Genomic DNA, 20,383 nt, shown 5'->3' with positions numbered 1-20,383 from the left:
CGTTACCCCTCGACTTGCATGTGTTAGGCCTGTCGCTAGCGTTCATCCTGAGCCAGGATCAAACTCTTCGTTGTATAAAAGTTTTTATAAATTCTGTCTCATTCAGATTATCAAAGTTTAATGGTAATTTTTAATTGACAAGGTTTTTATATCTTGTATTTACCTAACTTCTTGTTTTCAATATTTTCAAAGAACGTATCGTTCTGTYTTTCCTTCTAAATCCCCTGAAAAATCAGGCGGAAAAGCGAGTGCAAAGATAAATAAAACTTGTTTTTAATTCCAAATGTTTTTTGAAATATTTTTGAAGTTTTTTTTACCCGATGCGATTTCTTTAAACCGTCATCTCACTCCCAAAACTTTTTCTAAACTCCTCTCGTTTGAGAAGCGGCTGCAAAGATAAATACTTTTAATTTAAACTTGCAAATGTTTTTAAACTTTTTTTTCAAGTTAGATCCCCTCGAAAGCCTCATAGATACTAGTGCTCCAAAGAATCTTCTCTCTTACAAAAGCGGCTGCAAAGATAAACACTTTATTTTTACAAATCCAAAACTTTTTTGAAAAAAATTAAAAAACTTCAAAATCGTAATCCCTTTAAAAATGCAATCGTGGTTCAACCACCATTCTCTCTTCTCTCCAGAACTACTCTAACGCCTTACCGTTGTAAAGCGGGTGCAAAGATAACTGATAATAATTCCTATTTCCAAATGAAAAAATCAATCTTTTTACCACCGTATGCCTAACACTCTGATATCCCGATGGAAAAAATTTAGAAAAAGTTTCGGCGAATGTGTTTTTTGTTCTTTTAGAAGCTGTATTCGCTCATTTTTACAAAACGGCAATGGAAATATTGCGGCAGGGATAGGAGCGGCATCCTTTTTTTCGAAGTATGAGAAAAAAGATATAGCGGATAGCCCGACCCGAAGGGGGCCGCCAAAATTAATCGTGGGTTTTCACTCTTTTTAACGAATGGAAATGACGGTTTTATTAGAGATATACTATCTTCGTGCTAATTAAATTGTTTTACACATTAATTCTCTGAAGGTGACAGATAGACTTGTTATTATCCCGACTTACAATGAAAAAGAAAATATTGAAGCCATTGTTAGGAAGGTGTTTTCGCTGGAAACGGCTTTTGATATCTTAGTAATTGAAGACAATTCTCCTGATGGAACTGCTGACATAGTTAAAGTTTTGCAAAAGGAGTTTTCTGGACTTCACATGATAGAGCGCAAAGGTAAGCTTGGTTTGGGTACTGCTTATATTACCGGTTTTAAATGGGCACTTGAAAACAATTACGAATATGTTTTTGAGATGGATGCTGATTTTTCGCACAATCCTGAAGATTTGATCCGTTTGTATGAGGCTTGTGCCAAAGATGGTGGTGATATGGCCATTGGTTCGCGCTATGTTTCTGGTGTAAATGTTGTAAATTGGCCTATGGGCAGGGTATTGATGTCGTATTTTGCATCGAAATACGTGCGTATTGTTACCGGAATGAAAATTCATGATTCAACAGCCGGCTTTAAATGCTATACCAGGAAGGTATTGGAAACTATTGATCTGGATAAAATTCGTTTTAAGGGTTATGCCTTCCAGATTGAAATGAAATTTACAAGTTGGAAATTTGGCTTTAACATTATTGAGGTGCCTATTATTTTTACGGATAGAACGCAGGGTACTTCGAAAATGAGTGGTGGTATTTTTAATGAGGCCGTTTGGGGTGTTATTAAAATGAAACTGCGTAGCTTTTTTACCAAATACGAAAGATAGATTATCGGGATACTTATAACTAAACAACCAAAATGTCGACTTATTTAATTCAAAATGCCTTGATTGTTAATGAAGGCAAGAAATTCGCCGGAAGTGTTCTGGTGAAAGATCAGGTGATTGAAGAAATTTACACATCGGTTCCTGCGGAGATTGATGCTTCGTGGAAAGTGATTGACGCTGGTGGCAGATTGCTTTTGCCGGGTGTGATTGATGATCAGGTTCATTTTCGTGATCCGGGAATGCCTCATAAGGGGGATTTGTATACTGAATCGAGAGCTGCCGTTGCTGGCGGAACCACTTCCTTTATGGATATGCCGAATGTGAAGCCACAAACTGTTACACAGGAATTGCTTGCTGAAAGGTATAAATTGGGTGCTGAAAAATCTTTGGCAAACTACTCTTTTTACATGGGTGCTACCAACGACAACCTTGAGGAGATTTTACAAACGGATCCGAAATCGGTTTGTGGGATAAAGATTTTTATGGGCTCGTCGACCGGGAATATGTTGGTGGATGACATTGATACGCTTTCGCAGATTTTTGAAAAAGCACCTTTGCTGATTGCTACCCATTGTGAGGATACTCCGATGATTGAGAAAAATCAGGCAGAGTTTGTGGAGAAATATGGGGAAGACATTCCTATGGAGTATCATGGTGTGATTAGAAGTGCTGAGGCTTGCTACAAATCTTCGTCGAAGGCTGTTGAATTGGCTAAAAAATACAATACGCGTTTACACATTCTTCATTTATCCACAGGAATGGAGATGGATTTATTCGACAATTCAATTCCTTCTAAGGACAAAAGAATTACCACCGAAGTGTGTGTGCATCACCTTTGGTTTGATGATAAAGATTACCTGACGAAAAAATCGAGAATTCGTTGGAATCCGGCTGTAAAAACAAAAGCTGACCAGGATAAACTTTGGGAAGCCTTGCTTGATGACAGGTTGGATGTGATTGCTACTGATCATGCGCCACATACCGAGGAGGAGAAAGATGGTAATTATTTGAATTCTGCCGGAGGCGGTCCATTGGTTCAACACTCGCTTATTGCCATGCTTGAACAAGCACGACGTGGTAAAATTAGTTTGGAGAAAGTGGTTGAGAAAATGTGCCATACTCCTGCTGAGATTTTCCAGGTTGAGAAGAGAGGTTTTATTCGTAAAGGTTATTTTGCCGATTTGGTTCTTGTAAAGGAAGAAGATTGGACTGCCAACAAAGAGAATACTTTATATAAGTGTGGCTGGACACCTTTCGACGGAGAAAAATTCCAATATATGGTTGAAAAGACTTTTGTGAATGGACACTTGGTTTATGACAATGGGAAGTTTGATGAAAGCACAAAAGGGATGCGTTTGAGTTTTGAGAGATAGACGCATACACAGCTTTTCCCTCAAGCCGGAAGGCTCTGACTTTTTTCATTGATAAAAAAGTCAGCAAAAAATCTAGGTCGTGTAAGGACAAACTGCTTCTACTTGAAAACTCTAAGTGCGGCGGGGTGATCTTCTCAATTCTTCGAAGCTTCCCCGACTTACTAAAAGTTTTCTACATCCAAACAGCTTGTCCTTCCAATGTCCATGGGGTCAACTATTTTATTTAAAGCAATATTCCCAAATACTATTTGAATAATTCGTTAAAACATCAGTTAGTAATAAGTTATACATATGACTCCATACACTTATAAAATAACAGCTCTGATTCTTTCAGGGCTGTTTTTGTTTTCTTGCCAAAGCAAAGTAGAAAATACGCCTGCAAAAACAGAAGGTGAACTTATTGCCGATCCTATTATTTATGAAGTGATTGTAAAAGCACCCAATGAAGATGATGAATGGCTGAACGAATGCCTTGGAAATACGAAAAGCTCTTACCTGGTAAAGCAAGTTTTGAAAGAGGTACGTGCAGGCAATTTGAATGCCTATGATTATTACGACAATCGTGAATTATCGGTACGTGAAATAGAGCAAATTATTAATGACAATGATTTGAATGGACGAACCGGGAAAATTCAGTTTGAAGAAAACTGGTATTGGGACAAAGAAGCTTTAAAGCTGAGAAAAGAAGTACGTAAAATAATGTTTGGCTTTGAAATTTTCGATGCCACCGGAAAACTGAGAGGCTACAAAGCAAGTTTTGTAATTGATTTGGAAAAGTAATAGTGGCATACACCCATGGTGTAAATGAGGAAAATCTGTCTAAATTTGCACCAATTTAAACATCGGGACAGTCTTGAATCCTGATATTTATAACCTGAAAGTAAAAAAAATGAAAGTTCTATTTATAGATTCTACTCACCCTCGTTTATTGGAAATGTTGCAAAATGCAGGTTTCGAATGTACCTATGCTCCTGAAAAGAACAAGGAAGAGTTATTGGAGATTTTTCCGGAGTACGACGGCTTTATTATTAGGAGTAAGTTTAAGCTGACCAAAAACGAACTTGATATTGCTTCTAATCTGAAGTTTATTGGAAGAGTGGGTGCCGGTTTGGAGAATATTGATGTGGAATATGCCGAAGCCAAAGGCATAAGATGTTTTAATGCTCCAGAAGGAAATCGCGATGCGGTTGGCGAACATGCTGTTGGTATGCTTTTAACTCTTTTTAATAATTTGTGTCGCTGTAACTGGGAGGTTCGCAACGGAATGTGGAGACGAGAAGAAAATAGAGGCATCGAAATAATGGGCAAAACCGTAGGCATTATTGGCTATGGCAATATGGGAGGTGCTTTTGCCCGCAGGCTGCAAGGCTTTGGCTGCAATGTGATTGCTTACGACAAATACAAGTTTGATTATAGCGATGAGTATTGTAGCGAAAAACAAATGGAAGATTTGTTTGAGCAGTGTGACATTTTAAGTTTGCATGTGCCACAAACAGATGAAACCATGTTTATGGTGAACGATGAGTTTTTGAATCAGTTTAAAAAACCTATTTATTTAATAAATACTGCAAGGGGAAAAGTAGTTCGTATTGCTGATTTGGTGAAAAACCTGAAATCGGGACAAGTGAAAGGCGCCTGTCTGGATGTTTTGGAATATGAAAAAACTTCTTTCGAAGATTTGCATGCATCGGAGCTTCCAGCTGAATTTCAATATTTAATTGAAGCTGAAAATGTGTTATTGAGTCCTCATGTTGGTGGCTGGACACATGAATCGAACATTAAACTCTCGGAAGTTACCGCACAGAAAATTATTGATGAATTTGCTCAATAAATACAAAAGCCTCAAGTTTTTTAGATTTGAGGCTTTTTTAAATTCTTTTCAGATTAAAGTTGTCCTACTAAATCTGGTTCTTTTATAAAATCGGCCCAGCCTTTTAGCTGTTCGGCCAAACTAAATAAAATCTCTATTTCGGATAAATTTGTATACCAGTTTTGAGTAGAATAAATTCCAATGTAGGTTCTCCCCTTTAATTCTGGAATAAAATCGAGATTCAACATATTAACACCAACTCTTAATCGCATATCAAAATCGAAAGCCTTTAGAATGAGCTCCTGAATTTTGAGATTGGTAAAAATTTTATTGGTCGCGATGGCTGTAAACTCCTCAAACACTACCTGTGAATCGAAAGAATCGATACCGGTTTTATATGATTTCTTCTTCCCGAACAAGCTCATTTTATCCATGATCTGCTTTTTTCGAACACAAATTTGTGTTTCACCGGCAAGATCGAGAGGAAAAAAAACGCCACTAAAAGTAGAATAGTTATCTAATTTGCGAGAATCTCCAAAACAGACATAAAAAATTTGATTGTAATCATTCTCGGGTATGCTTACATATCTTCGATAGTAAGTTAGCGGGTGAATCGCATTAGAGGGAAAAGCTTTTTCGTTAAAATCGATTTTACGATGCGTTCTATCGGCAAAATCTTTCAATTTTTGGATTGCAGATTTCCGTTTTTCCATGTGGTAGTGGTGGTTTTAAAGATTCAAGTTTATCAGATTAATAATATACGTCAATTTCCCAATAGAATCAAAATACATTATTAACAGACTGTTAGAAACTTTAAAAGCACCATTTCACATCTTATCATCATTTAAAATCCGTAAGCCATTCCGATACCAAAATAGTGATAGGCCTCATCGGTTAACTCAATTTCTGTTTCCATGATGAGCGACCAACCATTGCCCACCGAAACCCTTATCCCGAAAGGTAGCCACAAGGGAATTTTGGTTTCATCGCCGAATATAATATCCATATCCAAACCTGTTATCAGCTTTGTTCCCCTGGCCAATGGAACACTTACATTTGCGGTTCCATCTAATCCAAAATCATGAAAATGATGCATCCCTGCCGATAAGGATAGGGTCTTGCTTATGCCAAACTCTACATCTCCGCCGTAATAGTTTTCATCTCCAAATACTCCAAACTTTGCTCCAAGATCTAGATTTCTTCCCAAACCAACCCCTGCATGAAAAAACATCATAAAATCGGTATCGCCATCGTACACCAACAAGGATGGTTCAAAACCAACAGCTGCCTCGCCTCCTTTAAGTATTCCTGAAGTATTAAAAACTTGCGCCTTTGATAAAAAAGCGCCACTCATTAAGAGCAATAAAATAATTGTCTTTCTCATTTGTTCATTAATTATCAATTCTATTTTTTAACTGATAATGGCCTGTATTTATTGCTGTTTTTGCATAAAAAAATCCCTCTTCAGTTTTGAAAAGGGATTGGTTCTCCTTGTTAATTTCCTTAATATATTGCCTTTGCAATATCTCTCACACAATTGGATGCCATAAGAGTGTAGAAATGCAGTGACGGTACACCGTGTTGAATCAGCTCTTTGCTTTGCTCTATTCCCCACTCTACTCCAACTTGTTTCACCTCATCATTGCTTTTGCATTTACGCACTTCCGCTGCCAGGGCTTCGGGAATTTCTGTTTTAAATATCTGCGGAAGCACATTAAGTTGAGACAAAGCAGAAATTGGTTTAATTCCAGGAACAATAGGAACTGTAATGCCAGCTTCGCGAACTTTTTTCTCGAATTCGAAGAATTTCTGGTTGTCGAAAAACATTTGCGTTACGATATAATCTGCTCCTGCATCCACCTTTTTCTTTAGCCAGTACAAATCCGACTCCATATTTGGAGCTTCTTCGTGTTTCTCAGGATATCCGGCAGTTCCAAAGGAAAAGGGAGTTTCAAAAGGCTCCACATGGGTTCCGTCCAAAAAGGTTCCTTTGTTAATATCATTCACCTGTCCAATCAGGTCGATGGCATATTTGTGTTCTCCTTCGGATGGAATAAAATCGTGGCGCGGTGAGGAATCACCTTTCAACAACAAGAGATCATGAATTCCCAGGAAATTTAAATCTAAAAGAGCATTTTCTGTTTCTTCGGGTGTAAATCCGCTACAGATTACATGCGGAACAACTGTAAGTTTGTATTTATTTTGAATGGCAGCCGCCACAGCAACCGTTCCCGGACGCTTACGGGTAATCTTTTTTTCGAATCCTCCATTGGGCGATTCTACAAAGACAACCTCATCGCGGTGAGCGGTAATATTAATATACTTCGGATCGAAATCGCGAAGTTTTTCAATGGTGTTGAATACCTTATATATACTATTACCCCTTAAAGGAGGTAAAAGTTCAAAAGAGAAATGTGTGGTTTTATTCTCGATTGCCTGGTTTAAATGTTCGATTACTTTCATTGGTTAATTTTAGATAAGACATCCTAATGGAGATCTCAAAAATTGTATTCTATTAATTTGATGTTTCTATATAATAGCCGTTAGTAATTTACTGGCTTCATTCTCCGATATTCCTTTTCGCTTGGCATAATCTTGTACCTGATCATCCTTGATTTTATCGATAGAAAAATAAATGGCATCGGGATGTGATAGCACCAATCCGCTTACCGAAGCTGCCGGATACATGGCATAATTTTCGGTTAATGTTGCTCCAATACTTTCCTCAACCTGCAAGAAATCCCAAAGTACCTTTTTTTCGGAATGTTCGGGCAATGATGGATAACCAAAAGCCGGACGAATTCCCTGGTACTTTTCGCGTAACATTTCTTCAATGCTCAGGTTTTCACCATTGGCATAGGCCCAATCTTCTTTACGGATTTGCTCGTGTAACAATTCAGTATAAGCTTCAGCCAATCTGTCTGCCAAAATTTTTATCATGATACTGTTGTAATCATCGTTATTCTCGGTATATTTTTGCAAACTTGCTTCAATTCCAAGACCTGCTGTCACAACAAATGCACCTACATAATCGATTCTACCCGACTCAATTGGAGCCACAAAATCGCTCAAACACAAATTGCTTAATCCTTTCGAGAATTTTTCCTGCTGGCGAATTTGAGTGAATCGCTTTAGCTCAGAACTTCTCTCTTCATCGGAATAGATCACAATATCGTCGCCCACAGCATTTGCCGGGAACAATCCATACACAGCACTTGCTTCCAGAAGATTCTCTTTCTCGATCTTGTCCAGCATTTTATTGGCGTCGTCGAAAAGTTTTTTGGCCTCATCCTTGTAATCCGGATCTTCCATAATTTCAGGATACATGCATTTCAACTCCCAGGCCACAAAAAAGAAGGTCCAATCGATATATTTTCTGATTTCTTTGATGGAGAAATTTTTCTGTACCTGCAATCCTGTTTTCTTTGGCTTGTAAATTGGCGATTTTTCCCAATCAATTGCTTCTGCATTTGCCCTGGCTTCCTCCAAAGAGTAATATTCTGCCGATTTCTGCTTAGAATGATCCGCTCTTACCTGCTGATACTGCTCTTTCACACCCGCCAAATATTCGCTGCGCTTGCTTTTGTCGCAAAGTTTCTTGAAAATCCCTACCGACTGAGAAGCATCGCTCACGTGCACCACGCCATTCTTATAGTTGGGTTCAATCTTCACTGCTGTATGCAATTCTGATGTTGTGGCTCCTCCCACCACCAAAGGAATATCGAATCCTTCTCGTTGCATTTCTTCGGCAACAAAGCACATTTCTTCAAGCGATGGGGTAATTAATCCGCTCAAACCAATGGCATCAACCTTTTCTTGTTTGGCCACTTCCAGAACCTTTGAGCATGGAACCATTACACCCAAATCGATTACCTCGAAATTATTACAACCCAAAACTACATCCACAATATTTTTCCCGATATCGTGAACATCACCTTTTACGGTTGCCATTAATATTTTTCCAGCATTTTTAGCATCGGCCGCATTGCCTTTTTCTTCTTCGATAAATGGTTGAAGATAAGCAACAGCTTTTTTCATCACCCTTGCAGATTTCACCACCTGGGGAAGGAACATTTTTCCATCTCCAAACAGCTCTCCTACTACATTCATGCCATCCATTAATGGTTTTTCGATTACCTCCAATGCCTTCGGATAGTTCTGACGTGCTTCTTCTGCATCCTCTTCTATATAGTCGGTAATTCCTTTCACCAGCGAGTACGACAACCTCTCATTCACCGATTTTTCTCTCCACAAATCTGTTTTCACCTGGCTTGTTCCAGCCGATTTCAATCCTTCAGCGAATTCTATTAAAATCTCGGTAGCATCGGGCTTTCTGTTCAGCACTACATCTTCTACCTTTTCTAAGAGTTCAGGCTCAATTTCATCATAAATCTGCAACATTCCCGGATTTACAATTCCCATATCCAATCCTTCTTTTATGGCATGGTATAAGAATACCGAGTGCATTGCTTCCCGTACAACATTGTTTCCACGGAACGAAAAAGAGAGATTACTGATTCCCCCACTAATTTTTGCATGCGGAAGATTTGCTTTGATCCATTTTACGGTTTTAATAAAATCGACCGCATAATTATTGTGTTCCTCTATTCCGGTAGCGATTGCCAGTACATTTGGGTCGAAGATGATGTCTTCTGGTGGAAAACCTACTTTTTCTGTTAAAATTTTATAGGCTCTTCCACAAATTTCAATTCTTCTTTCGTAAGTATCGGCCTGACCTTTTTCATCGAAAGCCATTACAACTGCAGCGGCTCCATATCTCTTAATTTGGGTAGCAGTTTTAATAAATTCTTCTTCACCCTCTTTCAATGATATGGAATTTACCACCGATTTTCCTTGCACACATTTTAAACCAGCTTCCAAAACAGACCATTTCGAAGAGTCGATCATAACAGGAACGCGGGAAATTTCTGGTTCCGAAACCAAAAGCTTCAGGAATACATCCATTTCTTTTTCGGCATCCAACATGGCATCATCCATGTTCACATCGATAATTTGAGCACCATTTTCAACTTGCGATCGGGCAATTGACAATGCTTCCTCGTATTTTTCCTCGCGAATTAATCTTGCAAATTTTCGAGACCCGGCAACATTGGTTCTCTCACCAATATTTACAAAGTTGCTGAGTGAATTGATTCGCAACATCTCCAATCCGCTTAAGCGGGTTTCGCTTTCTACGAAAGGTATTTCTCTTGGCTTAGCATCTTTTACAGCCTTTGCTATTGCAGCAATATGATCGGGTCTTGTTCCACAACATCCTCCTACAATATTAACCTTTTTGTTATCGAGCAATTCCTTCAGGTCACCCACCATTGTGCCAGGTGTTTCATCGTATTCGCCCAATTCGTTTGGTAAACCTGCATTCGGATATACACTTACGTATGCCGGCAATAATGTATCCAACTGTTGAATAAATGGAATCAAATCTTTTGCCCCAAAGGCACAATTCAGTCCAATACTCAACAACCTGTCGCACTTCATCGATGTTACAAAGGCTTCCAGCGTCTGACCCGATAAAGTTCTTCCACTATTATCGGTAATGGTCCCCGAAATCATGATTGGCAAATCCAAACCTCTCTCTTCCAAAAGCTGATCGGCCGCATAAACAGCTGCCTTTGCATTTAGGGTATCGAAAATTGTCTCAATCAGTAATGCATCCACTCCACCATCCAGCAAACCTCTCACCTGTTCGGAATAAATTTCTACCAAATCGTCGAAACTCACATCTCTGAAACCTGGGTCTTCCACTTTAGGCGACATCGATGTTGTTTTATTGGTTGGACCAATGGCTCCGGCAATCCATCTTGGGGTATGAGGATCGGTTTTTTGTATTTCATCAATAGCTCTGCGAGCATTTTTCACCGCTTCAACATTCAACTCATAAGCAAGTTCTTCCAATTGATAATCAATCAATGAAATTGCATTTGCATTAAAAGTATTGGTTTCGATGATATGTGCACCTGCTTTTAAAAATTCCAGGTGAATGTTCTTTATAATATCAGGCTGGGTAAGCGTTAACAAATCGTTGTGCCCTTTCTGATCGGCGGAAATATTGGCAAAACGTTTGCCTCTAAAATCCGATTCGCCCAATCCGTGCGATTGAATCATGGTTCCCATAGCTCCATCGAGAACCAAAATCTGATTTTGTAATGCTTCTTTAATTGTAAACTTTTGCTCCATATTCTATTCAGCTATTGGCTATTCTTTTTATTTTATCAATCGGCAAATTAATTTGCCACGGTCAGGTAGATTGCAGTATTGGTATTCTTCTGTTCCACCAGCACATGATGTTTGTTTTGAATTTCTTCAATGGTAGCTGGCGTATAGTGTCGAACTGTAATCAATTCCAGATCATCGCTCAGGTCTACTTCATATTTTTTACTCAGCTCATCAATTAGTTCCTTGATATTTCGGGCCGAACTGTTGGCACAAAATGCAAAACTAACAGCGGTGTTTTGAGTAAAATTAAGCTTAATTCTAAACTTTGTCACGAGTGAAAAGATAAAAACCAGATCTTTTTCACCTATAAATGAAAAATTTAAGGGTTTCAAATTCACCATCACCTGTTTTTTCTTCACAATATAGTTTGGCAACATAGGTTGCGGTTGTTCTCCCTTTGTAATTAATGTTCCTTTTTGGGCCGGATCGATAAAAGATTTTACCCAAAGAGGAATCTGTTTTGCCTGCAAGGGCTTTATGGTTTTTGGATGAATTACCCTTGCCCCATAATACGATAGCTCGATGGCTTCGTGATAGGGAATCAAATCCAGTTTGGTTGTGGTTTCGAAATAATCGGGATCGGCATTTAAGATGCCCAGCACATCTTTCCAAATGATCATTTTATCAGCGCCAAGCAAATGAGCCAAAATGGCCGCAGTATAATCCGATCCTTCTCGTCCCAGCGAAGTTGTAAAACCTTTATCGTCGCGGGCAATAAATCCTTGGGTGATATACAAAGCCTGCGAATCATCAACAAATTTTGCATTCACTTTCTCTTTCGACGTTTCCCAGTTGATGTTGGCATCTACATAATTGTCATCCGAATCAAGGCAGGTTCTGATATCAATCCATTGATTTTTCTGACCTGTTTGATTTAGATATGCCGAAATCATTGTGGTTGAAAGCAACTCGCCAAAACCAATCACCTGATCGTATTCGAAGTTGAACTGATCAGATGATGGTTTTGAAATTTTGGTTTCCAGCTCGACGAAAAGAGCGTTTACTTCCGAGGCAACATGCTCAGGCACTTCTTCGAATAAATCGTTGAGCACTGAAATGTGGTTTCGTTTCAGTGTCTCGAAGTGATTCCATAAGCTATCCTTTCCCGAAAAATATGCATCTACCAGTTCTTCCAGCAGGTTTGTGGTTGAACCTATTGCTGAAATTACCACAGTAAGGGGTCGCTTCACCTTAGCTATAATCTGGCAGATGTTTCGTATGGCAGCCGCATCTTTCACCGATACGCCACCGAATTTGTATATTATCATTTTTCTTTTTGATCTTAGTTGTGATTTTCCAACAAATTATTCATCTCCCAGGTAGGCAAGGAAAACATCTCTTCCTTGAATTTGCTGGCGAATTTTTATCAAATCCGAAAGGTTCAATGTCCCAATTACATAATTGAAATCTTTCCCTGTTAGAGATTCCTTGATATCTGAAAAATTAAAGAGAGCCAAATCGTCTTTATTTGTGTATCTCAGGTAAACTTCCACCTCCATATCGTTGGTGTATTGCAAACCACCATAGTATTTCAATTTTTTGTACTCATACTTGTAATCGTAGGCCAATGCTGTGATATCCGACAATACGGCAGAACCCGTTGGGTGAGCTCCCGCTCCTTTTCCATACATGAACTGGTTATCGTAGAAATTTCCCTGTATCAGTACACCATTGTAATGACTTTCGACAGTAAAAGCGTGCTCTTCGGGCTTCACAAATTTTGGCGCAACCAAAAGGTTCACATGATTTCCATTTACCTTTGTCACTTTTCCAAGCAATCTGATTTTATATCCTTTTTGCGATGCCAGCTCGATATCTTTCGGCGATAGATTTGAAATCCCAAAGTTGAATACCTGGTCGGGATGGACAAATAATCCGAATCCGTGAACCGTAAGAATAATCAACTTGTACAATGTGTCGAAACCATCAACATCAGATGTCGGGTCGCTCTCTGCAAATCCTAGATCCTGCGCCTGTTTTAAGGCTACATCGTAATCTAAATTGTCGTTAAAAATCTTGGTAAGAATGTAATTCGACGAACCATTCAATATACCGCTCACCGATTGTAACAAGTCATTATCGTAGTATTCTTCCAAATTTCTGATGATTGGAATACTTCCACAAGCCGAAGCTTCATATACAAATGACACTTTGTGCTGCCATTGCAATTGAATGAGCTCCTCGATATGGTAGGCCAACATTTTTTTATTGGCCGAAACCACATGTTTCCCATTTTGAAGTGCAGTTTTTACAATCTGGTAAGCTGCATCTGCATCATCAATCAATTCAGCAACAACATTAATTTCAGGATCGCTTAAAATATCATCAGGCTTTGTGGTTAAAACTGCTGAATCTAACTCTCTCTCCTTTTCACCATCTCTTACACATACCTTTACAATAGAGGCATCCAAGCCTTTGCTATTTTTCAGAACGTGGGCCAATCCGGAACCAACAACTCCGTATCCGAATACACCTATTTTAAGTTTATTGCTCATTGATTTTGTTTTCGATTAAAAATGATTGTAGTACTTTAGTTAATTGTTCTTGTTCTAGGAGAAATCCATCGTGTCCATAAAGCGAATGAATTTCCAGATATTGAGCTTGCGGAATATGATCCGCTATGAATTTTTGTTCGTTTATTGGGAAAATCTGATCTGAATCCACTCCAATAACAAGTGTTCTTGATTTAATTTCATTCAGAGCAGAAATTAATCCTCCCCTCTTTCTACCCATATCGTGACTGTCCATGATTTTTGACAAGTGCCAGTATGAATAGGCATTAAATCGTCGGGCTAATTTTTCCCCCTGGTATCTTTGATAAGAGCTTGCGCGATAATCATCCACCTTGTCTTTTTCATTCTCTTGCTGCGAATGGTCGTAAGTTGCATAGGTCCTATAGCTTAAAAGCGCGATAGACCTTGCCACTATCATACCTTCCAAACCTGCTTCATCATTCGATTCTTTCCAGCTTGGATCAACCTCGATCGACATTCTTTGCGATTCGTTGAATGCAATTCCCCAGGGTGAATGCTTGGCATTGGAAGCCAACACCACCAAATGATCCAACTTTCCATTCAACAAGTAAGCCCACTCCAAGGCTTGCATGCCTCCCAGTGAGCTACCAATCATCATATGAATGCGATGAATATTTAAATGTTTTCTTAAAATTTCGTGTGCTGCCACCAAGTCGCGTACTGTCAATTGCGGAAAATCGTGGTAATAAGCTTGTCCGTTTTCCGGATTTTGGGAAAGAGGTCCTGTGGTACCGTAACACGAGCCAAGAAAATTGGCACAAACGATAAAATAATCCTTAGGATTAAAAAAGTCCTTCTCTCCAAAAAGTCCTGCCCACCAATCGAAAACATCAGAATTGGCAGTGAGAGCATGACAAACCCAAATCACATTATTGCGCGATGGATCGTACTCCCCATAGGTGTGATAAGCGATAGTCAACTCTTGCAGACGTTCGCCCGATTCAAGCTGAAGACCTTCTTTATGGATGTAACAATTTGGATTCACTGGTTAAAAATTTTGATTATTGCTTTTTGATTTGATAATTCAATCCCTTGTATTAAGGATAGTTAGAGTTTCCCACACAGAACTTCCACAAAAATTCAATTCCGTGTGGGATTGCTATAAGAACTAATTGATTGTCTCTACATTAATGGCTTTTTCCACCGCTTGCTTAATATCGGCTTTGATATCTTCAATGTGCTCAATTCCAACTGAAATTCTCAGCAAGCCCGGTTCAACTCCTGATGCTTTTTGTTCCTCCAAACTTAATTGCTCATGAGTTGTTGAACTAGGATGGATAATTAAAGTCTTGGCATCGCCAAGGTTGGCAACATGAGAAAGTAGTTCTACTCCATCTACCAGCTTATCGGCAACTTCTTTTCCGCCTTTAACCTTAAATGTAAGTACTGAGCCTGCTCCTTTTTTGAAATATTTTTTTGCTCTCTCGTAGTATGGACTCGTAGGCAATCCAGGATAATTCACTTGCTCCACCCAGTCTTGCTCTTGCAACCATTCGGCCAGTGCCAGTGTGTTTTCAACATGACGATCGAGGCGAAGCGAAAGTGTTTCCAATCCTTGCAATAGCAGGAACGAATTGAATGGGCTTTGACTACAACCGTAATCTCTTAAACCTTCTACCCTTGCACGAATGGCAAAGGCAATGTTTCCAAATGGTCCGTCTACTCCAAAAACATCCGAGAAAACCAAACCATGATACCCCTCTGATGGTTCGCTGAACTGTGGAAATTTCCCATTGCCCCAATTGTAGTTTCCACCATCAACCAAAACACCTCCAACGGCTGTTCCATGACCACATATCCATTTGGTTGCCGATTCTACTACCACGTTGGCACCGTGTTCCAATGGTCGGAAAAGATATCCTCCCGCACCTAAGGTATTGTCAACGATTAGTGGCAAATCATATTCTTTGGCTATAGCCGATACTTTCTCGAAATCAGGAATTGAAAACTTTGGGTTTGGCAATGCTTCCACGTAAATGGCTTTGGTATTGTCATCGATTAAAGGAACAATCGTCTCTGGATGATCAATATCGACAAACTTACACTGAATGCCCAAGCGCTTAAACTGTACTTTGAATTGGTTATAGGTTCCACCATAAATTTGCGAAGCACTAATGAAGTTATCTCCCGATTCCAAAATATTGGTCAGTGCCAGAAACTGGGCTGCCTGTCCCGAGCCGGTTGCTACAGCTGCTACTCCACCTTCCAGTGCGGCAATTCTCTTCTCAAAAACATCGTTGGTTGGATTCATTAAACGGGTGTAGATGTTTCCAAATTCTTTTAAGCCAAATAGATTTGCTGCGTGCTCTGAATTGTTAAAAGTATAGGCTGTTGTTTGATACAATGGAACTGCTCTCGATTTTGTTGTTTCTTCAACTTCCTGACCTGCGTGTATTTGTAATGTTTCGTATCTTAAATTTTTTGACATGGCGATTCTAGTTTTTTAGTTGCAAGCCAAGCTTCGAGCTTTTGCATACCGCATTACTCTGTGCCGATAAGCATTGCAAATTTGGAATTTAATCCTTGATTTTAAATTGGTTAATTGTTAGAAGCGAAAGGCTTCTGGTGGTCGCAAATTCTGTATTTATCTTGTTTACAAGCCATCTGAACCCTTAGATTTATTCAGAAATGCTTGTATCAATTCCTACTTCTGAAAATCAGAAACAATTGAAATCGTAAATTAGAATTTGAATTCCCTGCTTCGGAGTTATTTTATACGCACCAGCATCTAAAAAATTGGGAAAGAATTTAGACAGAATGCGTTACAGCATACGCATCATTCGCTGCATTCGCATCATAGTGGTAATAGATGCCAAAGATTGCAACTGAATGTTTTGCTCTGGTTGAGCCTGCTTTAAATTGTGAATTTCTGTCTTCTTCATGATCTTTTAATTTATATTCACCAAATTAAATGGTCAGGATTTGACACCTTTCAGCTTTTGGTTTTGCCGGGGTTGTCAGAAGGTCATCGAGCCTGTTCTCTCACTTCTTCTGTATAAATTAATGATATCCTCCTGCGAGTATTACCTTAAATATCTGCAACAAATATAGGCATGATTTTTTAATCTCCAAATAAAAGATGCAGCAGTCTTAAATTTTATTCGTTGATAATGTGCAAACTATACCTTATATATACAAAAGTGATTTTGGAGCATATTTTTTTTTGAAAAAATAAATCGGAATCTTACAAAAGTGATTCGTACAACTGGTTTATCATGAAAAAATGAGAACCTTATAATGAAAAACAAAAAACACAAAGCCAGTTTTTTGACTTTGTGTTTTTTCAAATTATTTTATGCACGCTTTGACAAAAATGAATCTCAAATAATCACAAATTGCGCTGTATCTCTGCTTCGTTGTTCCAATAAAATATCTCTGCCTGCAGTCATGCGCTCAACCGCATCATCATCATGATGACGAATTGTAATCAACTCCACATCATCATTGTATTTTACTTCGAAATCCTGGGAAATTTCATCCAGTAAATTCTTCAATCTTCTTTCCGATTTATCCACACAAACCGAAAAACTAATTGCTGAATTTTGGGTTAAATTTACCTTCATGCGATGCTTTGCAAAAAGGGCAAATAGCGAACTTAAATTTTCCTCCAGAATGAATGAAAAATCGCTTGGACGAATGGAGATCAACACCTGGTTTTGTTTTCGAATATAAACCGGCAACTGCTTCTCCATCTGTTTTGAAGCTGTACTGATCAAAGTGCCTGATTCGCTATAGTCAATAAATGATCTTACCTGCAAAGGAATCTTCTTTCGTTTAATTGGTTGAATGGTTTTTGGGTGAATCACCTTTGCACCGTAAAATGCAAGCTCAATGGCTTCCTGATAAGAAATCCGATCCAATTTCTCGGCGTCTTCCAACCATTTCGGATCAGCATTCATAATTCCAGGAACATCTTTCCAAATGCTTAATTTATCTACATCGAGAATATAAGATAAAATTGCAGCGGTATAATCCGATCCTTCACGCCCTAAAGTGGTAGATTGATTGGTTGTTGTACCTCCCAAAAATCCTTGGGTGACATATACAAATGTACTGTCGAAACTAAAGGCTTGTGGTACCAGTTTTTGTGAGAGTTCCCAATCCACTTTTCCTTCACGATAAGTATTATCTGTTTTTAAACAGGTTCTGATATCGATCCATTTATTTGGAGATCCGCTTAAGCGCAGATATTCTGAAACAATTGTTGTAGACACCAATTCCCCAAAGCAAACAATCTGATCATAATCAAAATCGTAATCTAAAGTTGGCTCTCTTTGCAAATAGGCATGCAACTGATCGAATAATCGATTTACCTTTTCATAAACTGCATCTTCTTTATTGGTAAAAAGTTCGTTTATGATATTTAAGTGAAAGGATTTTACCTCTTGAAATTTAGTTTCCACCAAATCGGATTTAGCACAAAACTGATCCGTAATCTCTTCCAGTGCATTGGTTGTTTTGCCCATTGCAGAAAGCACAATTATGGTTTCATCCTTATAAGATTGAACAATCTTTACAAAATTTTTGACCCCTTCGGCACTGTTCACCGAAGCGCCACCAAATTTAAATATGTTCATGGAAAATTGCTTAAGTTTTATTGATTTAGGCTCACACCATTTTTTCAAAAATTGAAGGTACTAAATAAAGCTTGTGTAAAACAAAAATATTTTTCAACATTTTACTTTTTTCACAATTTTTAAGATAAAAATCCTTTGCATCCTCCATTTAAATCGATTTAACCGTAAATAAAACTTTTATGGAAAGAGAAAAACTTTTCTGTCAACGTTTGAAATAAGGGTTTGGCATTAAATAAAAAAGCATAACTTTATGCCACCAAATGAATGTAAACCAAAAGCCTTTTTAAAATGACTGAACACAATAATGTTCAAACCCTCAATCAATTTATTATTGAGCGTCAGTCTGATCATCCGGGAGCTAAAGGAGAGTTATCTCGTTTGCTTCATCATGTAGGAATTGCTGCCAAAATTGTAAACCGAGCTGTTAATAAAGCTGGTTTGGTAGATATTCTTGGCGAGCATGGCGATCAGAATGTACAGGGGGAAGATCAGCAAAAGCTAGATGTTTTTGCCGACACACACTTTATTGATGCCCTTAAAGCCAGTGGCGAATGTGCTGCTGTGGCTTCGGAGGAAAACGAGGACATCATTATTTTCGAAGACGAAATGGCAAAAAATGCAAAGTACGTTTTTTGCATGGATCCATTAGACGGCTCTTCGAACATCGATGTAAATGTATCGATTGGAACAATTTTCTCCATTTTTGAGCGTGTAACTCCACGTGGCCAGGTTGCAACTATGGAAGATTTCTTGCAAGAAGGAACCAAGCAAGTTGCTGCAGGATATGTAATTTACGGATCATCTACCATGTTGGTATATACCACAGGAAATGGTGTGAATGGTTTTACACTTGATCCTTCCATTGGTGAATTCTGTTTGTCTCATCCAAACATTAAGACACCTAAATCGGGAACCATTTACTCTATTAACGAAGGAAACTATATTAATTTCCCTCAAGGAGTAAAGAAATACATTAAGTACTGCCAGGAGAAAGATGCACGTAGCAAGAGACCTTTTACCTCTAGATACATTGGATCTTTGGTAGCCGATTTCCATCGAAACCTGCTAAAAGGAGGTATTTTTATTTACCCACAAACCAATAAAAATCCTGATGGTAAATTGCGCTTAACCTACGAATGTAACCCTGTGGCATTTATTGCCGAACAAGCTGGCGGTATGGCGACCAATGGTGATATCAGAATTTTGGAAATTAAACCCGATTCGATTCATCAACGAGTTCCATTCTACACCGGATCGACCAATATGGTGAAAAAAACAGAAGAGTTTTTACACTTCTTCAACAATATTTGATTTCCTAACCAGAACCCAAAATGCAAAGCCACTTCTTGAATGAGAAGTGGCTTTGATTTTTTAACTTGACTTCCCTTTCTCTTTATCGTAAATTTACTTTGCCAATCCTAATCTGCCTCTTCACATTCTTCATTCACAATTAAAACCTTTAAAAATGAAATGGATAACAATACTATGCATGTTGTTGTTTTGCATGCTCGAAGCGCAAACGCAGGAAGAGAAAATCATAATCAACGATATCGAGTTAAAACCATCACAAATTGAGGAGTTTGAGAAATATTATGGTGCAAAACCTCTTCCAGGAAACTATTGGTACGATAAAACCAGTGGGTTATATGGAGTTGTTGGCTATGCTTCTTTTGGCTTTATGCTTCCCAATCACGATTTTGGCAATATCAAAAGAAATGCCTCGAACGGACAAACCAATGTAATTGTTAACGGCAGAGAGCTACCACAAAACGAATGGCTGGTTTGGAGTTATGTGCTGGGCTATTATATCCAACCAGGAAACTATTGGTTCGATCATTTGGGAAATGCTGGTTACGTTGGCAATCCAATCCCTACAGTCAATTTGTATCTTGCTGCCCAGCAAAATGGCTATAGCGGCCAGGGAAGTGGCGGCGATAATTTTTGGTCTACCCGATTTAGTGCCGGCAATTATGACCAGGGCAACACCAGGGGCTATGTTAGCGTTCCCGGTCATGGACCTGTTGGGTATGGATTCTGAATAAATTGATCTGCTGAATCCTTGTAAATTTTACGCTCACAATT

15 protein-coding genes, 1 rRNA gene and 1 riboswitch are annotated in these 20,383 nt (G+C 38.7%); of the genes, 6 read left to right on the top strand and 10 right to left on the bottom strand.

Annotation, left to right across the window (positions count from 1 at the left end; translation table 11 throughout):
- Positions 1–74, bottom strand: a 16S ribosomal RNA gene (locus ELS83_RS09865); the annotation flags it as partial.
- 967 nt (positions 75–1,041) lie between these two features.
- Between ELS83_RS09865 and ELS83_RS09860 the strand changes: the two genes are divergently transcribed.
- The 4 genes from ELS83_RS09860 to ELS83_RS09845 all read left to right on the top strand — a co-directional run bounded on the left by ELS83_RS09860 (position 1,042) and on the right by ELS83_RS09845 (position 4,974).
- Positions 1,042–1,770, top strand: a complete 729-nt coding sequence (locus tag ELS83_RS09860; RefSeq protein WP_346728155.1) for a polyprenol monophosphomannose synthase — start codon at positions 1,042–1,044, stop codon at positions 1,768–1,770.
- A 32-nt stretch (positions 1,771–1,802) separates the two neighbouring features.
- A complete protein-coding gene (locus tag ELS83_RS09855) occupies positions 1,803–3,143 on the top strand; it encodes a dihydroorotase (protein WP_171595397.1) in 1,341 nt (446 codons plus the stop codon).
- A gap of 291 nt (positions 3,144–3,434) precedes the next feature.
- Positions 3,435–3,923: a hypothetical protein gene (locus ELS83_RS09850; RefSeq protein ID WP_171595396.1), complete on the top strand. Its 489-nt coding sequence runs from the start codon at positions 3,435–3,437 to the stop codon at positions 3,921–3,923.
- Positions 3,924–4,032: 109 nt separating this feature from the next.
- Positions 4,033–4,974 (top strand): 2-hydroxyacid dehydrogenase, encoded by a 942-nt coding sequence (locus tag ELS83_RS09845; protein ID WP_171595395.1) that lies wholly within the window; start codon positions 4,033–4,035, stop codon positions 4,972–4,974.
- A gap of 53 nt (positions 4,975–5,027) precedes the next feature.
- Here the strand turns inward: ELS83_RS09845 and ELS83_RS09840 are convergent, their stop codons facing one another.
- From ELS83_RS09840 to ELS83_RS09800, 9 genes are all read right to left on the bottom strand, one after another.
- On the bottom strand, positions 5,028–5,666 hold the full coding sequence (locus ELS83_RS09840) for a hypothetical protein (RefSeq protein WP_171595394.1): 639 nt from the start codon (positions 5,664–5,666) through the stop codon (positions 5,028–5,030).
- Between the two features lie 131 nt (positions 5,667–5,797).
- Positions 5,798–6,337 carry a hypothetical protein gene (locus tag ELS83_RS09835; RefSeq protein WP_171595393.1) on the bottom strand — a complete coding sequence of 180 codons (540 nt, stop codon included), beginning with the start codon at positions 6,335–6,337 and terminating at the stop codon, positions 5,798–5,800.
- A gap of 119 nt (positions 6,338–6,456) precedes the next feature.
- Positions 6,457–7,416, bottom strand: coding sequence for a methylenetetrahydrofolate reductase [NAD(P)H] (gene metF / locus ELS83_RS09830; RefSeq protein ID WP_171595392.1), 960 nt, complete (start codon positions 7,414–7,416; stop codon positions 6,457–6,459).
- A 66-nt stretch (positions 7,417–7,482) separates the two neighbouring features.
- Complete coding sequence (gene metH, locus ELS83_RS09825; protein WP_171595391.1) at positions 7,483–11,151, bottom strand: methionine synthase; 3,669 nt, start codon at positions 11,149–11,151, stop codon at positions 7,483–7,485.
- Positions 11,152–11,198: 47 nt separating this feature from the next.
- Positions 11,199–12,458, bottom strand: a complete 1,260-nt coding sequence (locus ELS83_RS09820) for an aspartate kinase (protein ID WP_171595390.1) — start codon at positions 12,456–12,458, stop codon at positions 11,199–11,201.
- Positions 12,459–12,494: 36 nt separating this feature from the next.
- Positions 12,495–13,685 carry a homoserine dehydrogenase gene (locus tag ELS83_RS09815; protein ID WP_171595389.1) on the bottom strand — a complete coding sequence of 397 codons (1,191 nt, stop codon included), beginning with the start codon at positions 13,683–13,685 and terminating at the stop codon, positions 12,495–12,497.
- Positions 13,675–14,709 carry an alpha/beta fold hydrolase gene (locus ELS83_RS09810; RefSeq protein WP_171595388.1) on the bottom strand — a complete coding sequence of 345 codons (1,035 nt, stop codon included), beginning with the start codon at positions 14,707–14,709 and terminating at the stop codon, positions 13,675–13,677. The genes ELS83_RS09815 and ELS83_RS09810 overlap by 11 nt, the downstream gene beginning before the upstream one ends.
- A gap of 123 nt (positions 14,710–14,832) precedes the next feature.
- On the bottom strand, positions 14,833–16,152 hold the full coding sequence (locus tag ELS83_RS09805) for an O-acetylhomoserine aminocarboxypropyltransferase/cysteine synthase family protein (RefSeq protein ID WP_171595387.1): 1,320 nt from the start codon (positions 16,150–16,152) through the stop codon (positions 14,833–14,835).
- Positions 16,153–16,614: 462 nt separating this feature from the next.
- Positions 16,615–16,726: riboswitch (SAM riboswitch) on the bottom strand.
- Between the two features lie 318 nt (positions 16,727–17,044).
- On the bottom strand, positions 17,045–18,301 hold the full coding sequence (locus tag ELS83_RS09800) for an aspartate kinase (RefSeq protein WP_171595386.1): 1,257 nt from the start codon (positions 18,299–18,301) through the stop codon (positions 17,045–17,047).
- Between the two features lie 288 nt (positions 18,302–18,589).
- On the opposite strand from ELS83_RS09800, the gene fbp reads away from it, so the two are divergent.
- Together fbp and ELS83_RS09790 are read left to right on the top strand one after the other, a co-directional pair.
- Positions 18,590–19,612, top strand: coding sequence for a class 1 fructose-bisphosphatase (fbp, locus tag ELS83_RS09795; protein ID WP_171595384.1), 1,023 nt, complete (start codon positions 18,590–18,592; stop codon positions 19,610–19,612).
- A 154-nt stretch (positions 19,613–19,766) separates the two neighbouring features.
- The gene (locus tag ELS83_RS09790) at positions 19,767–20,339 is read left to right on the top strand and encodes a hypothetical protein (RefSeq protein ID WP_171595383.1); all 573 of its coding nucleotides are present in this window, start codon (positions 19,767–19,769) and stop codon (positions 20,337–20,339) included.
- The last annotated feature ends 44 nt before the right edge of the window (positions 20,340–20,383 follow it).

Origin of the sequence: Marinifilum caeruleilacunae (genome assembly GCF_013141825.1) — a bacterium.
Lineage (GTDB): Bacteria > Bacteroidota > Bacteroidia > Bacteroidales > Marinifilaceae > Marinifilum > Marinifilum caeruleilacunae.
This window is presented reverse-complemented; position numbering and strand designations above follow the sequence as displayed.

Bases quoted from the DNA above. Each gene is read 5' to 3' on its own strand.
- fbp (WP_171595384.1), top strand. From the start codon at position 18,590: ATGACTGAACACAATAATGTTCAAACCCTCAATCAATTTATTATTGAG.
- ELS83_RS09840 (WP_171595394.1), bottom strand. From the start codon at position 5,666: ATGGAAAAACGGAAATCTGCAATCCAAAAATTGAAAGATTTTGCCGAT.
- ELS83_RS09850 (WP_171595396.1), top strand. From the start codon at position 3,435: ATGACTCCATACACTTATAAAATAACAGCTCTGATTCTTTCAGGGCTG.
- ELS83_RS09855 (WP_171595397.1), top strand. From the start codon at position 1,803: ATGTCGACTTATTTAATTCAAAATGCCTTGATTGTTAATGAAGGCAAG.
- ELS83_RS09805 (WP_171595387.1), bottom strand. From the start codon at position 16,152: ATGTCAAAAAATTTAAGATACGAAACATTACAAATACACGCAGGTCAG.
- ELS83_RS09820 (WP_171595390.1), bottom strand. From the start codon at position 12,458: ATGATAATATACAAATTCGGTGGCGTATCGGTGAAAGATGCGGCTGCC.
- ELS83_RS09800 (WP_171595386.1), bottom strand. From the start codon at position 18,301: ATGAACATATTTAAATTTGGTGGCGCTTCGGTGAACAGTGCCGAAGGG.
- metH (WP_171595391.1), bottom strand. From the start codon at position 11,151: ATGGAGCAAAAGTTTACAATTAAAGAAGCATTACAAAATCAGATTTTG.
- ELS83_RS09835 (WP_171595393.1), bottom strand. From the start codon at position 6,337: ATGAGAAAGACAATTATTTTATTGCTCTTAATGAGTGGCGCTTTTTTA.
- ELS83_RS09815 (WP_171595389.1), bottom strand. From the start codon at position 13,685: ATGAGCAATAAACTTAAAATAGGTGTATTCGGATACGGAGTTGTTGGT.
- metF (WP_171595392.1), bottom strand. From the start codon at position 7,416: ATGAAAGTAATCGAACATTTAAACCAGGCAATCGAGAATAAAACCACA.
- ELS83_RS09790 (WP_171595383.1), top strand. From the start codon at position 19,767: ATGAAATGGATAACAATACTATGCATGTTGTTGTTTTGCATGCTCGAA.
- ELS83_RS09845 (WP_171595395.1), top strand. From the start codon at position 4,033: ATGAAAGTTCTATTTATAGATTCTACTCACCCTCGTTTATTGGAAATG.